The organism is Nocardia sp. NPDC004123, from assembly GCF_053603795.1.
The window spans coordinates 190,078-204,356 of record NZ_JBSGGG010000018.1 but is presented as its reverse complement, the minus strand read 5'-3'; the positions used below and the strand labels follow the sequence as shown (position 1 = coordinate 204,356).

12 protein-coding genes and 1 pseudogene are annotated in these 14,279 nt (G+C 68.2%); 9 read left to right on the top strand and 4 right to left on the bottom strand.

Annotation, left to right across the window (positions count from 1 at the left end; translation table 11 throughout):
* Nucleotides 1-160: 160 nt before the first annotated feature.
* The 3 genes from ACWEQQ_RS26770 to ACWEQQ_RS26760 all read left to right on the top strand — a co-directional run bounded on the left by ACWEQQ_RS26770 (nucleotide 161) and on the right by ACWEQQ_RS26760 (nucleotide 2,304).
* A complete protein-coding gene (locus ACWEQQ_RS26770) occupies nucleotides 161-1,042 on the top strand; it encodes a sulfite exporter TauE/SafE family protein (protein ID WP_452350150.1) in 882 nt (293 codons plus the stop codon).
* Between the two features lie 260 nt (nucleotides 1,043-1,302).
* Entirely contained in the window at nucleotides 1,303-1,602 is a 300-nt protein-coding gene (locus ACWEQQ_RS26765) for a hypothetical protein (RefSeq protein WP_452350149.1), read from the top strand.
* 111 nt (nucleotides 1,603-1,713) lie between these two features.
* Nucleotides 1,714-2,304, top strand: a complete 591-nt coding sequence (locus tag ACWEQQ_RS26760) for a DUF4291 domain-containing protein (protein ID WP_452350148.1) — start codon at nucleotides 1,714-1,716, stop codon at nucleotides 2,302-2,304.
* Here ACWEQQ_RS26760 and ACWEQQ_RS26755 read toward each other — a convergent pair.
* Complete coding sequence (locus tag ACWEQQ_RS26755) at nucleotides 2,278-2,529, bottom strand: hypothetical protein (RefSeq protein ID WP_452350147.1); 252 nt, start codon at nucleotides 2,527-2,529, stop codon at nucleotides 2,278-2,280. The two genes, ACWEQQ_RS26760 and ACWEQQ_RS26755, sit on opposite strands and share 27 nt — an antisense overlap.
* Before the next feature lie 2 nt (nucleotides 2,530-2,531).
* Here ACWEQQ_RS26755 and ACWEQQ_RS26750 point away from each other — a divergent pair, with 2 nt between their 5' ends.
* Both ACWEQQ_RS26750 and ACWEQQ_RS26745 read left to right on the top strand, forming a co-directional pair.
* Nucleotides 2,532-3,881 (top strand): carboxylesterase/lipase family protein, encoded by a 1,350-nt coding sequence (locus ACWEQQ_RS26750; RefSeq protein WP_452350146.1) that lies wholly within the window; start codon nucleotides 2,532-2,534, stop codon nucleotides 3,879-3,881.
* A 298-nt stretch (nucleotides 3,882-4,179) separates the two neighbouring features.
* Nucleotides 4,180-5,193: a fatty acid desaturase family protein gene (locus ACWEQQ_RS26745; RefSeq protein WP_452340482.1), complete on the top strand. Its 1,014-nt coding sequence runs from the start codon at nucleotides 4,180-4,182 to the stop codon at nucleotides 5,191-5,193.
* A 108-nt stretch (nucleotides 5,194-5,301) separates the two neighbouring features.
* Here the strand turns inward: ACWEQQ_RS26745 and ACWEQQ_RS26740 are convergent, their stop codons facing one another.
* Nucleotides 5,302-5,787 (bottom strand): FKBP-type peptidyl-prolyl cis-trans isomerase, encoded by a 486-nt coding sequence (locus ACWEQQ_RS26740; protein ID WP_452350145.1) that lies wholly within the window; start codon nucleotides 5,785-5,787, stop codon nucleotides 5,302-5,304.
* A gap of 116 nt (nucleotides 5,788-5,903) precedes the next feature.
* On the opposite strand from ACWEQQ_RS26740, the gene ACWEQQ_RS26735 reads away from it, so the two are divergent.
* A complete protein-coding gene (locus tag ACWEQQ_RS26735; protein ID WP_452350144.1) occupies nucleotides 5,904-6,794 on the top strand; it encodes a DUF5995 family protein in 891 nt (296 codons plus the stop codon).
* A gap of 66 nt (nucleotides 6,795-6,860) precedes the next feature.
* On the opposite strand, the gene ACWEQQ_RS26730 is transcribed toward ACWEQQ_RS26735, so the two are convergent.
* Nucleotides 6,861-7,280 (bottom strand): hypothetical protein, encoded by a 420-nt coding sequence (locus tag ACWEQQ_RS26730; RefSeq protein WP_452350143.1) that lies wholly within the window; start codon nucleotides 7,278-7,280, stop codon nucleotides 6,861-6,863.
* A 141-nt stretch (nucleotides 7,281-7,421) separates the two neighbouring features.
* Between ACWEQQ_RS26730 and ACWEQQ_RS26725 the strand changes: the two genes are divergently transcribed.
* Together ACWEQQ_RS26725 and ACWEQQ_RS26720 are read left to right on the top strand one after the other, a co-directional pair.
* Nucleotides 7,422-8,219, top strand: coding sequence for an IclR family transcriptional regulator (locus ACWEQQ_RS26725; RefSeq protein ID WP_364614864.1), 798 nt, complete (start codon nucleotides 7,422-7,424; stop codon nucleotides 8,217-8,219).
* Between the two features lie 71 nt (nucleotides 8,220-8,290).
* Nucleotides 8,291-11,647, top strand: a pseudogene (locus tag ACWEQQ_RS26720) (NAD-glutamate dehydrogenase); the annotation flags it as partial.
* 4 nt (nucleotides 11,648-11,651) lie between these two features.
* Here the strand turns inward: ACWEQQ_RS26720 and hutC are convergent.
* Nucleotides 11,652-12,407, bottom strand: coding sequence for a histidine utilization repressor (gene hutC / locus ACWEQQ_RS26715; protein WP_452350175.1), 756 nt, complete (start codon nucleotides 12,405-12,407; stop codon nucleotides 11,652-11,654).
* A gap of 197 nt (nucleotides 12,408-12,604) precedes the next feature.
* Between hutC and hutU the strand changes: the two genes are divergently transcribed.
* Nucleotides 12,605-14,275 (top strand): urocanate hydratase, encoded by a 1,671-nt coding sequence (gene hutU / locus ACWEQQ_RS26710; protein ID WP_452340487.1) that lies wholly within the window; start codon nucleotides 12,605-12,607, stop codon nucleotides 14,273-14,275.
* The last annotated feature ends 4 nt before the right edge of the window (nucleotides 14,276-14,279 follow it).

The following is a 14,279-nucleotide window of genomic DNA, read 5'->3' as shown; positions in this document are numbered from 1 at the left end:
ACCCCATGGCGATTCCCGCCCGCATCAGGCTGATCCGCCGCCTGCACATCGACCTGATGCGCATCACCACCGCATCGTGTGAGCCCTCCGGCACTCCTCCCCGATTCTCCGCACCGCGCGCCGAGACCGGCCGCGCGTCATCCTCAGAAGGCACACACACATGCATTCCCCCACCCTGGGCGCCGTCGGGCTCGTCATCGGGTTCTTCGTCGGCCTCACCGGCATGGGCGGCGGCGCCCTGCTGACCTCGGTGCTGGTCCTCGGCTTCGGCATCCCACCCCTGGCCGCCATCTCCAACGACCTGTTCGCCTCGCTCATCATGAAACCGTTCGCGGTCCCGGTTCACCTGCGCCGCAGAACAGTTCACTGGCGGCTGGCCGGGCTGCTCGCCCTCGGATCGGTCCCGTCGGCCTTCCTCGGCGCGGTCCTGGTCGGTGTGCTCGGCCACGCCGCGGCCGTCCAGAACAATCTGAAATTCGCCATCGGGGTCGGACTGACCCTGTCCGTCGTCTTCACCCTCGTACGCCAAGCGATCGAACGCGGACGGCAGAGCCCGCTCGCCACCGATGACCCGCCGCTGACGATCCGTCCCGTCCCGACCGTCCTGATCGGAGTCCTCGGCGGCCTGCTCGTCGGACTCACCTCCGTCGGCGCGGGCGCGGTCATGATGGCCGCACTGGTGATCGTCTACCCCACCCTGCGCCCCAACCAGCTGGTGGGCACCGACATCGTGCAGGCCATCCCCCTCGTCGCCGCCGCCACCCTCGGGCACCTGCTGTTCGGCGATGTTCGCCTCGCCCTCACCGGATCCCTTGTCCTGGGCGCGATCCCGGGCGTGATACTCGGCGCCCTCCTCTCCTCCTGCTCCCCCGCCGCGATCATCCGCCCCGCCTTCACCGCCGTCCTCACCGCCTCGGCCCTGGCCCTCCTCCACGCGACCATCACCGTCATCTCCCTCGCCGCGGCCTTCGCACTCACCGCCAGCGCCGTCCTCACCACCGCCAAGCCTCGAACAGCGGTGACGGCACAGCAGGTTTGCTGAAAACCAGACCAGCCATCTTGCAACCTTCACGAGATCGTGAAATCCAAAATCGTTACCAGCAAAGTGACAGCCATTCCGCCCCTTTTCCATGCTGAATCCGAACCGGTCATCTGTGCGAACCGGCAGGCTGCCGAGCGCATCAGGCCACCTGAGAAATAGCTACCTATCAGCACATACGCAAAAGGATGCGCACATTATGATGTGAAAATGACAGCGGCGGGGAAGCGCACGAAGAGAGGCACGAGAAAGGAACGAGGATCATGACCACACCCGAGCATGCGACGCACGCCGAGCACGACCACCATCACGGCGAAGGTTGCGGACATGTAGCTGTTCCACACAACGGCCACACCGACTACGTACACGACGGTCACCTGCACCGCGCACACGGCGATCACTACGACGAGTGCGAACCGACCGCGCACACCGCGCACGAAAGCCACGATCACGTCCACGGCGAGGACTGCGGCCACACCGCCGTGCCCCATGGCGACCACGTCGACTACATCCACGATGGGCACCGGCACGCACCCCACAACGGGCACTACGACGAACACTGATGATCCCGTTCGGCAGATGCGACGCGGCTTCAACGCGCCGCCTCACGAACGCCAGCCCTGTGGGTAAAGCAGTGGCAACCACGGCGTGCACGGCCATACCCTGCGTTCGTTATGAATCAGTACGAGATCCGCGCAGACTTCGACCGCGACACGATCGTCGTCTACCAGGCCTTCGACGAGGCCATCGCCTCCGCCGCTGTCGCAGCGCAACGCTTGGTCGAGCCCTTCTCACTCAATCGCATGACGTGGATCAAGCCGTCGTTCCGCTGGCTCATGCAGCGCAGCAACTGGGCCCGCAAGCCCGGTCAGGAACGCATTCTCGCCGTCCGGATCACCCGGGCGGGATGGGAAGAGGCCCTCACTCACGCAGTCCTCACCAGTCCCGAGCGGCGTGTCTACGCTGATGCCACAGCGTGGCGGGCGATGTTCAAGCACGCGCTCGTCCATGTCCAATGGGATCCGGAATACTCGATCCAGGGGGCGAAGCTCGACCACCGCAGCATTCAGGTCGGCTTGTCTCGAAACATCGTCGAACGCTACGTCAGCGACTGGACCGTAGAGATACGCGATTGCACTCCCCTCGTGCACCGGATCTCCGCACATCTGCGCGAGGGGCGGGCCGACCGCGCCAAGCGCCTCCTCCCTCCGGAGAAGCTCTATCCACTCGGCGAAGAACTAGCGAGAAGCCTTGGGGCCCTGTGACTTGCATTCGAGCACTGGTGGACGAATCCGGCGGCGCCGCGACCGAGTCAACTGTCCGAGGATTTCCGCTTCCTCGATCGCGTAACCGGAGTCGTAGACCAGACCGATCACGGTGTCGGCCACACGTTCGACGGTGATCATCGCGCCGGCGTAGGAGTAACCGGCCAGCACCGGGGTTGGGTCTGCGATTGTTTCCTTCGGCGGCACCGGCAGATTGGAGTTCACCGATGATCACAACGACGGACACGAAGAACGGCGTGCTGCGCGGGGCGGTCGAAGAGGGTGCCGTCGTGTTCCGGGGTGTGCCGTATGCGGAAGCCGATCGGTTCTGTGCGCCTGGACCGGTTCAGCCGTGGCGCGGGGAGTGGGACGCCACCCGGGACGGGCCGATCTGTCCGCAGTTGCCGTCGCGGCTGGAGGCGGTGATGGGCGTGCAGGAGGATCATGAACAATCCGAGAACTGCCTGAACCTGACGATCACCACTCCGGCGGTGGACGACTCGCTGCGACCGGTTCTGGTGTGGTTCCACGGCGGCGGGTTCGTCACCGGGGCAGGCAATTTGCGCTGGTACGGCGGGCATCGGCTCGCCAGCGAGGGCGATGTCGTGGTCGTGGGGGTCACCTATCGCATCGGAACGCTCGGGTACCTGCGTACGGCCGGGGCATCGGACGGGAATTTCGCTCCCGCCGACCAGCTCGCCGCATTGCAATGGGTTCACGAGAACATCGCGGCCTTCGGAGGCGATCCGGGTGCGGTGACGATCGCGGGTCAGTCCGCCGGGGCCCACAGTGTGCGTTGCCTGCTCGGAATGCCCCAGACCCGTGGGCTTTTCCACCGAGCCATCATTCAGAGCGACCCGACCGGCACGGTCGGGATCGGCAACGCCCGCATGGCGAACCGCGGCGGCCGGCGTTTCGTGAACCATCTCGGTAGCGACCCGCGTCAGGCATCGATCGCCTCGATTCTCGGCGCACAGGGCACGCTCATTGCCGAGTCCGGGGGCAGGCTGAAACTGATCCCCGCCTCGGGTCACATGACCGTTCCCGGCGTCGGCGTCATGCCCACCCAGGCGCAGTGGAACGCCGAGATCGACTCCCGTGCACAGGATCTGGACGTGATCATCGGCACCACAGCACAGGAGATGACCGCCTTCCATCGGCAGGTCCCATGGATACAGCGACTACGTGCGATTCCCGGTATCGGCCCGGCACTGGCCGATGCGATCGAACAGACGATCAGCGCCCTGATGTTCGGAATCCCGAGCCGCCGCTTGGCGCGCCGACTGAGCAAAGCCGGTGCCCGCGTATGGATGTACCGATTCGACTACCGCGCACCGGATTCCGGCTTCGGTGCCACACATTGCATCGAACTGCCGTTCGTCCTCGGCAGCGATGCCGCCTGGGCCGACGCGCCGATGCTCGCCGGAGCGGATCGACGCGAGCTCGACACCATCGGACGGCAGACGCGTGCCGCATGGCTGAGCTTCGTGCGCACCGGCGCCCCCGGCGCCGACCCCGAATGGTCGCCGTTCACCGCGCCCAAGCCCTGCGTCCGGCACCTGGGCGCAGCCGGCTGAGTCCGGTCAGCGGACGGTCGGCGTTCGGTCGCTGGATCGTGAACGGTCGCGAAATCGTCATGCAGATGTGTCGGTGCTTCGTATGTTCGTTCACCTGATGGTGACCGCGGCGCGACACGCTGGTGGCGGGTGCGCGGGCCCGCTGGCGGTGCCGTGCGCGGCCCGGGGCCGAATTCGGAATCCCGTGCGGCGCCCGCTCGCGGAGCGATCGCTGGACACCACGACAGCAGGATGTGCAGAACCCTTGGTAATCGACACGGTACGACACCGGCCGGCGGTGCAGAAGATCCCGCCACCGGTGAGGGCCGAATCCGCGCCGACGCGTGGTAGTGAGTACGCGGCCCTGTTGCGGCAGGTACGGCAGGCGGGTCTGCTCGACCGGCGAATGCGGTATTACGGGTGGAAAACCGCGTTCACCGCAACGGCTTTCGCGGCCGGATGGGCGGCAATGTGGGTGATCGGCGATTCGTGGTGGCAGCTGGGCACCGCGGTCTTCCTGGCCGCTGTATTCGCGCAGCTCGCGTTCCTCGGACATGATGCCGGGCACAAACAGATCTTCCGAACCCGCCGGGCCAACCATCTGTACGGGCTCATCGTCGGCAATCTCGCCACCGGGGTGAGCATCGGCTGGTGGACCAGCAATCACAACCGCCATCATGCGCACCCCAACACCGAGGGCGCGGACCCCGACGTCGCGGGAATCCTGGCCCATTCCGGCGAACGAGCGGTCACCGGAAAAGGCTGGCGGCGCTTCGTCTTCCGCTACCAGGCCTGGCTCTTCTTCCCGATGCTGTTCCTCGAGGCGGGCAGCCTGCACAACTCGAGCGTCCGCGCCGTGTTGAAATGGCCCATCCCACACCGTATCCGGGAGGGCGCGTTGCTCTCCGCACACGCGATCGCCTACCCGACCGCGGTCTTCCTGACGCTGTCACCGGTCAAGGCGCTGGTCTTCATCGCTGTCCAGCAGGGCCTGTTCGGCTTCTACATGGGCTGCACCTTCGCGCCCAATCACAAGGGCATGACCGTTCTCCCCGCGGGCGACAACACCGACTTCCTCCGCCGGCAAGTCCTGACCTCCCGGAACGTGCGCGGCGGGCCCCTGATCGATCTCGCGCTGGGCGGACTCAACTACCAGATCGAACACCACCTCTTCCCCTCCATGCCCCGACCCGCCCTCCGCAGCGCCCAACCCCTGGTCCGAGCCTGCTGCGCCGAACTCGCCATCCCCTACGCCGAGACCTCCCTCGTCGCCTCCTACAGCCAAGCCCTGCGCCACCTGAACACCGTCGCCCGCCACACCCGCTCCGGATAGCGCGGACCGATCCATCCAGCCGGCTTTCGGACGAGGCCCTGGCACGGCGGCAGGTTCGTGACTGCCGGCGGACACCGCGGGGTGACCGTGGCAGACAGCGCGCCTACCTCAGTGGTCGTGGTCGTCCTCGCCGTGCGGGTGGCCGTGGGCGAGCTCGTCCTCGCTGGCGTCGCGGATGTCGACGACCTTGACGGTGAAGTGCAAGCGCTGACCGGCCAGCGGATGGTTGGCGTCGATGGTCACCTCGTCGCCCTCGACCTGGCGGACGATGACGATCTGCGAATCGCCGTCCGGCGCCTCGGCGTGGAACTCCATTCCGGGCTCGAGCTCGTCCACGCCCTCGAACATGTCGCGGGGCACGGCGCTGACCAGTTCGGCCAGGTACTCACCGTAGGCGTCCTCGGGCTCCACCACGACGACCAGCTCGTCGCCGGTGCTCTTGCCCTCGAGGGCCTGCTCCAGGCCCGGCACGATGTTGTCCGCGCCGTGCAGGTACACCAGCGGCGCCTCGCCGACGGAAGTGTCCAACACCTCGCCGTCATCGGCCTTCAGCGTGTATTCGATGGAGACAACCTTGTCAGCGGCGATCGACATGGCGGTAACCCTTTCACAGAGGAATCCGGACCGCGCAAATGTATCCCGTCAACTTTCCGGCGCCTGCTCGGCGTGTCCGCCGGGCGCTCGCGGCCGCCCCTGCTAAGAACCCCATCGTGCCCGATGCATTTTGGCATTTCGTTGCCGCACTGTCCGTTTCCGCCACCGCAGTGGTCGCGCCCGCGACCGCACTCGCCGCACCACCGTCCACACCGGAATGCGCGACCACCCTGTCCGCCGCCGAGAACGACGAGATCGCCCGGCTCGCCGACACCGACACGCTCACCGGCGACGACGAACTCGCACGGCTCGAGGACGCCGTGTCCCGCGACCACCTGATCACCCAGATCCTCGAGCAGCACGCGGACCGCCGGGGCAGCTTCGCCACCGGTCTGGACGTCGTCGAGCAGCAGGCCGTGCTGCCCCTGCAGCGCGATCCGCAGGCGTTCGCCGACTCGGAGTACGCGCACCGGATCAGCTTCGATCTGCTGCGCCGGTTCCTCGACAATGTGCATGCCGAGTTCGGCGGCGGCACGCCGGAACCGCACTGGGCCAACTACTTCGCGCTCGCCGCAGACTGCGCGGCCTCGGCCGGCCGGGTCGCGCTCGCCGGCTACAACGCGCATCTGATCGTCGATCTGCCGCGGGCGGTCGCCGAGGCCGGATCGACACCGGCCGACGCCGGTGACTACTTCAAGATCGTGGCCAGCATCGCCCAGACCGGCGATGTCATCACCGAGCGGACCGACCGGATCTACCACGCGAACATGGGCCCGCTGTGGCGGTTCTACTTCTTCGGCGAAGGACTCGATCAGGTGCTCGGCCAGGGCGTCGCCACCAAGCCGCTGCTGGTCGCCGCCGACCTCGGGGCCAATGTGACGATCTTCGCCAACGGGCTCGCCCTCGCGAATCCCGCACTGACGACGGTGACGGCCGCGGAGATCGAGCTGGAGCGACAGACCACGGAACGCGCGTTCGACATCCTGGCCCGGCTCAACGGAATCTGAGATCGCATCGGGAGGCGAAAGCCACTGCCCGGCAGCGGCTTTCGACTGGCTCGCGCTATCGGCTCACTAGGCCGAGAGGCTGCTGAGGAGTCCCGCGAGGGGGTTGGACGCGGAGGAGCCGGAGCCGCCACCCGACGGGGTGCAATCGACGACGTTCACGGTGGTGGTCTTGGTGCTGACCACCTCCTGCGTCGCCTTGAGCGTGTGGGAACCGGTGGTGGTGGGCGTCCAGCTGAAGGTGGCCTGGCTGTTGGACACCTTGGAGTTGCCGACCTGGGTGTCGTTGTCGGTCAGCGACACGTCGAACAGGAACGAGGTCGCGGTGACGGCGACGGTGACGGTGGTGGCCTGGTTGACGCAGACCTGGCTGCCGCTGACCGTGATTCCGGTGACCAGCGCGCTCGCATCGGGGGCGGTCAGGGCGGCGACGGCGGCCGCGGCGCCGAACGCCGTCGCGCCGATTCCGGCTCGGCGGGAATTCTTCATGGTTGTGCTCCTCACGTATCGCTCACGACAGCGTGAGCAATGAGAAACGATAGCGCTTCACTGTTGCGATCGAAGCGGATTGCCCGAGACCCACTTCGCCGTCGCCACTGCCGATTCGGCGGCGCTGGCAGAATCCGGGGCATGGCCCAATCTTCGGTTTCGACCACGTCGCCGGCGGTCGGCCGGGCGCTCGACATCCTCGTCCGATTGGCCCAGGGTCCGGGCCCGGTCCGGGCCGCGGCGCTCGCCCGCGATCTGGGGCTGCCGCGCTCGTCGGTCTACCACATCCTGTCGGTGCTCGTGGACCGCGGATTCGTGGTGTACGTGCCGGGCGAACAGGCCTACGGACTGGGCGTGACATCCTTCGAGATCGGTTCGGCCTACCTGCGCCACGAACCGCTGGAACGGCTGGCTCAGCCGATTCTGCACCAGCTGGCCAGACAGCTCGGGCAGGCCGTGCATCTGGGCATCCTGCACGGCAACGAGACCGTCTACCTGCTCAAGGAACGCCCCGGCTCCGGTCCGGCCGCGGAGGTCTCGCTGATCACCGATATCGGGGTTCGGCTGCCGTCGCATCTGACCGCGAACGGGCGGGCGATTCTCGCCTCGCTGCCCGATGCCCAGGTAAAAGCCTTGTACGCCAAGCGTTCCGACTTCATCACCCGCACCGGGCGCGGACCCCGGACCTTGACCGAGCTGCGCCGGGACCTGGAACAGATCCGCGCCCGCGGCTGGGCCGAGGAGGTGGAACTGGTGACGGCGGGCCTGCGGTCGGTCGGCACGGCGGTGTTCGACCACAACAGCCGTCCGGTCGCGGCCCTCAGCACCACGTGGCGCACGCTGTCCTATCCCGAGCCGGAGGTGGTGGGCCAGGCTCTGCGGTGGGGTGCGGAGCGCCTGACCTCGCGAATCGCGGGGCAGGCACCGGTGGCGCGGTGACTCGGCACCCCTGCTTGTGAGGCCCCTCACAGCAGTTGTATGTTGCTGTATATACAACCGCCGCAACGGGGAGATTTCCGACAATGACGCAGGACTGGGACGACGACCTCTACGCACGTATGGCAGACCACACCCTGGCGAAGGCGTACTCCCGGTCCCTGCCCGAGTGGTACAAACACGATTTCGACCCCGCCCGGGCCGCCGCCGACATCGCCCGCATCGAAACGCTGCACCCCGACTCGTGCGACGTGGCCCTGCACCCACCCACCGGACGGGCGCGCGGGCGGTTGCGGCTCACGCTCTACATCGCCGGCGCGGCCGTCTCGCTCAGCCGCATCCTGCCGGTCATCCAGTCCCTCGGCGTGGAAGTCCTGGACGAACGCACCTACCCGGTCGACGATTCGGCCGGAAACCAATGCTGGATATACGACTTCGGCCTGGCCTTCGACAACGAACCGGCACCCGACGACGGCACGCACGCCCGCTTCACCGAAGCCTTCGCCGCCGCCTGGCGGGGCGACGCCGAGAGCGACACCTTCAACCGCCTGGTGCTGGGCGCGGGATTGGCCTGGCGTCCGGTATCGGTACTGCGGGCGTACGCGAAGTACCTGCGGCAGAGCGGATTCCCGTACAGCCCGGAACGGATCGCGGAAGTCCTGGCCGCACATCCCGAATCCGCGCGGCTGCTGACGCACCTGTTCCACGCGCGGTTCGCGCCGGACGGGCACTCCGCATCCGCCGAGGCCGATGTGACCGACCGGCTCGACGACGCCATCGGCCGGGTCGTCGGGCTCGAAGCGGACCGCATTCTGCGCGCCCTCACCACGCTGGTGCGAAACACGCTGCGCACCAACTACTTCGTGCGCGACGGCAATGCGACAGCACTGTCGATCAAGCTGGACCCGCAGCGAATCGACGAACTCCCCCATCCCAGGCCACGATTCGAGATCTTCGTCTACTCGCCCCGGGTCGAGGGTGTGCATCTGCGATTCGGCGCGGTGGCGCGCGGCGGCCTGCGCTGGTCGGACCGCAAGGAGGACCTGCGCACCGAGGTCCTCGGACTGGTCAAGGCACAGGCGGTGAAGAACGCCGTCATCGTGCCGGTCGGCGCCAAGGGCGGATTCGTCGTCAGACAACCCCCGCGGCCCACCGGCGACGACGCGGCCGACCGCGCCGCCCACCTGGCCGAGGGCATCGCTTGCTACCGGCAGTTCATCGCGGGCCTGCTCGACGTCACCGACAATATCGACGCGGCCACGGGCGCCGTGCTCCCGGCCCGCGACGTCGTCCGCCACGACGGCGACGACACCTACCTGGTGGTGGCCGCGGACAAGGGCACCGCGACCTTCTCCGATATCGCCAACGATGTCGCGGCCGGCTACGGCTTCTGGCTCGGCGACGCGTTCGCCTCGGGCGGGTCGGTCGGCTACGACCACAAGGCGATGGGTATCACCGCCCGCGGCGCGTGGGAGAGCGTCGAACGCCACTTCCACGAAATGGGCCGCGACACCGGCACCGCCGACTTCACGGTGGCCGGGATCGGCGATATGAGCGGCGACGTCTTCGGCAACGGCATGCTGCTCAGCGAGCACATCAGGCTGGTCGCCGCGTTCGACCACCGGCACATCTTCCTCGACCCGCAGCCGCGGGCAGCGGCCTCCTACGCCGAACGCCGGCGACTGTTCGAACTGCCCCGCTCGTCCTGGGCGGACTACGATCCCACCCTCATCAGCGCCGGCGGCGGGGTGTGGCCGCGATCGGCGAAATCGGTGCCCCTCAGTCCCGAAGTCCGTGCCGCCCTGGGGCTTCCGGAGTCGGTCACGGCGGCGCCTCCGAACGAGGTCATCCGCGCGATCCTGCGCGCACCCGTCGACCTGCTGTGGAACGGCGGGGTGGGTACCTACGTCAAGGCCGCCACCGAATCACACGCCGACGTCGGCGACAAGGCCAATGACGGCGTGCGGGTGAACGCCGCCGACGTGCGGGCCACCGTGGTCGGCGAGGGCGGCAACCTCGGATTCACCGCGCGCGGCCGGATCGAATACGCCTGCGGCGGAGGCAGAATCAACACCGACGCGCTGGACAACTCGGCCGGGGTCGACTGCTCCGACCACGAAGTGAACATCAAGATTCTGCTGGACGGCATGATGTCGGCGGGCCGGGTGGACCCGGCCGAGCGCGACGGGCTGCTGGCCGACATGACCGCCGAGGTCGGCCGGATCATCCTGCGGGACAACCGTTCCCAGAACCGGGTCCTGGGCGTGAGCCGGGCCGACGCGGCCGCCCGCATCGGCGTGCACGCCCGCATGATCGCGCAGCTGGAGACCCGGCGCGGACTGGTCCGGGCCCTGGAGGCACTGCCCGACGAGAACGAGCTCACCCGGCGCGCCGACAGCGGCCGCGGTCTGACCTCCCCGGAACTGGCGACCCTGCTGGCGCACGCCAAACTCGCGATCAAGGACGAACTGCTCGCCGGGGACCTGCCCGACGACCCCGCGATGCACGATCATCTGCTCGCCTACTTCCCCGCGTCACTGCGAGAACGTTTCGGCGACAGCGTGTCCGAGCACCCGCTGCACCGCGAGATCGTGGCGACGCAGCTCGCCAACGATGTGATCGACCACGGCGGAATCAGTGTCGTCTTCCGGCTGGCCGAGGACTCCGCGGCGGGCGGGCCGGACGTGGTGCGCGCCTATCTCGTCGCCACCCGTGTCTTCGGACTGCACCGCCTCTGGGACGACATCGCCGCCAGCGGACTGCCGGCGGCGGTGACCAACGGGCTCGTCCGCACCACGCAGCGGGTGCTCGACCGGGCGGTGCGCTGGCTGCTGGCCAACCGCCCGCAGCCACTCGACATCGCCACCGAGACAGCCAGATTCGCCCCGCGACTGGCGGCACACGCCCATCTGGTCCCGGAATGGCTGCGCGACCGTGAACTGGCGGACCTGCACGGCCGCATCGCCGACTCGATCGACGCCGGGGTGCCGCACGAGCTGGCCGCCCGGGTGCACCTGCTGCTCGACCAGTTCGGTTTGCTCGACATCATCGAGGTCGCCGACGCGGGCGGTCACGAGGTGGCCGACGTGGCCGGGCTGTACTACGCGCTGAGCCAGCATCTGGGCACAGTGCGCCTGCTGCAATCGGTTTCGCGACTGTCCACCGAGGACCGCTGGGGTTCGATGGCCCGCCTGGCCCTGCGCGACGACCTGTACGGATCCCTGCGCCTGCTGTGCCTGGCGCTGCTGGCGGACCGGCCCGATCCGGCCGAGCCGCCCGCCGATACCATCGCCCGGTGGGCGACCTGCAACGCCACCCGCATCCACCGGACCAGCTCCACCCTCACCGAAATCCTCGAGAGCCCGGCCGCCGATGTGGCCGCCATGTCCGTGGCGGTGCGTCAGATCCGCGGCCTGGTCCGCACCGGGTAACCCGTCAGGAAGTCTGCGCGTCGAAGGTTCCCGCGAGCCGGTAGCGGGAACCGGGATGCAGCAGCCGTGCCGAACTGACCAGCCGATCCTCCGACCACGTACGACGGCGGATCAGCAGACACGGCTCCGACTCGGCGAGCCCGAGCAGGGCGCACTCGTCGGGGGTCGGCAGCACCGCCTCCACCACATGTTCGCCACGACCGAGCGGAGCCACCGACACCAGGTAGGTGTTGGGTGTCGTGGTCGTGAAATCCTGTTCCAGATAGCGCGGCGCGAACTCGGGATTCACGAAGCGATCCTCCAGCTGGATCGGCAGTCCATCCTCGAAATGCACCAGCTTCGAATGGAATACGGGGCTGCCCTCGGCGACGCCGAGATCCTGCGCGATCACCGAATCCGCCGGTCGCTGCTCCAGCGACACCACCTCGGCCCGATGCCGGTGGCCCCGGTCCCCGATCTCGTCGGCGATATTGCGCACCTCGACCAGCGCCGAACTGACCTTCCGCTCGGCCACGAAGGTGCCGACACCGGTCAGCCGGACCACCAGACCGTCGGCGCTCAGCTCCCGCAGCGCGCGATTGATCGTCATGCGCGACAGTCCCAGCGCACCGACCAGCTGATTCTCCGACGGCAGCAGCTCGCCCTCCCGCCAGCGCCCCGAGACGATCTGCTCGGTGATCAGATCCTTGACGCGCTGATACGCCGGGGCTGCTCCACGGCCGCGAGCCCGATACAGCGACGCGATATCCACCTCGTCCATCGCCACATTCGTCACCTGTTCCACATCCTGCCCATCGGTGGACACCCGCCGGTTCGGGCCCAAGTGTATCGGCGCGCCGGGGCCGCCCCGCAGCGGTCAGGTGTCTCGGATCCGAGAATCTCTCGCGCCGACGCTGTTCCAGGCATCGAATCCGGGGTGTTATGGGCGTCACGATCAGCCCATACACAGGAGTCCCGATGACCACCAACCCCACGTCCGGCCCCCGCCCGGTCCGTGCGCCGCGCGGCACCGAACTGAACTGCCTCGGCTGGCAGCAGGAGGGCGCCCTGCGCATGCTGATGAACAACCTCGACCCCGAGGTCGCCGAGCGACCCGACGATCTGGTCGTCTACGGCGGCACCGGCCGCGCCGCCCGCAGCTGGGATGCCTACGACGCCATCGTGCGCACGCTGACCACCCTGAAAGACGATGAGACGCTGCTGGTTCAGTCCGGCAAGCCGGTCGGCGTGATGCGCACCAGCGAATGGGCGCCGCGCGTCCTGCTGGCCAACTCCAACCTCGTTGGCGACTGGGCCAACTGGGAGCAGTTCCGCAAGCTGGAGGCCGAGGGCCTCATGATGTACGGCCAGATGACCGCGGGCTCGTGGATCTACATCGGCAGCCAGGGCATCCTCCAGGGCACCTACGAGACCTTCGGCGCGGTGGCGCGCAAGCGTTTCGGCGGCACCCTAGCGGGCACCATCACCCTGACCGCCGGCGTCGGCGGCATGGGCGGCGCGCAGCCGCTCGCGGTGACCATGAACGACGGCGTGGCGCTGTGCGTCGACGTCGACGTCACCCGCATCGATCGCCGCATCGCGCACGGCTACCTCGACACCAAGGCCGAAAGCCTCGAAGCCGCACTGGAACTGGCCGTCCAGCAGCGCGACGCGCGGCAACCGCTGTCCATCGGCGTGGTCGGCAATGCCGCGGAGATCTTCCCGCGCCTGCTCGCCATGGGCGCGCCGATCGACATCGTGACCGACCAGACCTCGGCCCACGACCCGCTGTCCTACCTGCCGATCGGCGTCGACGTGGCCGACTGGCACCGCCGCGCCGCCGAGGACCCCGCCTGGTTCACCACCGAGGCCCGCAAGTCCATGGCCGCCCACGTCGAGGCCATGGTCGGCTTCCAGGACGCCGGCGCCGAGGTGTTCGACTACGGCAACTCCATCCGCGACGAGGCCCGCAAGGGCGGCTACGAGCGGGCCTTCGAATTCCCGGGATTCGTGCCCGCCTACATCCGGCCGCTGTTCGAAGAGGGCCTGGGCCCGTTCCGCTGGGCGGCCCTGTCCGGCGACCCGAAGGACATCGCCGCCACCGACCAGGCCATCCTCGAGCTGTTCCCGGAGAACGAGCACCTGAAGCGGTGGATCACCATGGCCGGGGAGAAGGTCCACTTCGAGGGCCTGCCCGCCCGCATCTGCTGGCTCGGCTACGGCGAACGCCACCGGGCGGGACTCAAGTTCAACGAGATGGTCGCCTCCGGAGAACTGTCCGCGCCGGTCGCCATCGGCCGTGACCACCTGGACTCCGGTTCCGTCGCCTCCCCCTATCGCGAGACCGAGGCCATGGCCGACGGCTCCGACGCCATCGCCGACTGGCCGCTGCTCAATGCCCTGGTCAACACCGCTTCCGGGGCATCATGGGTGTCGATCCACCACGGCGGCGGAGTGGGCATGGGCCGTTCCATCCACGCCGGGCAGGTGTGCATCGCCGACGGCACCGAACTGGCCGCCCGCAAGCTCGAGCGGGTGCTGTCCAACGATCCCGCCATGGGCGTGATCCGCCACGTCGACGCCGGCTACCAGCACGCGGCCGATGTCGCCGCCACGCGCGGCGTCCGAATCCCGATGCAGGAGAACTGAACTC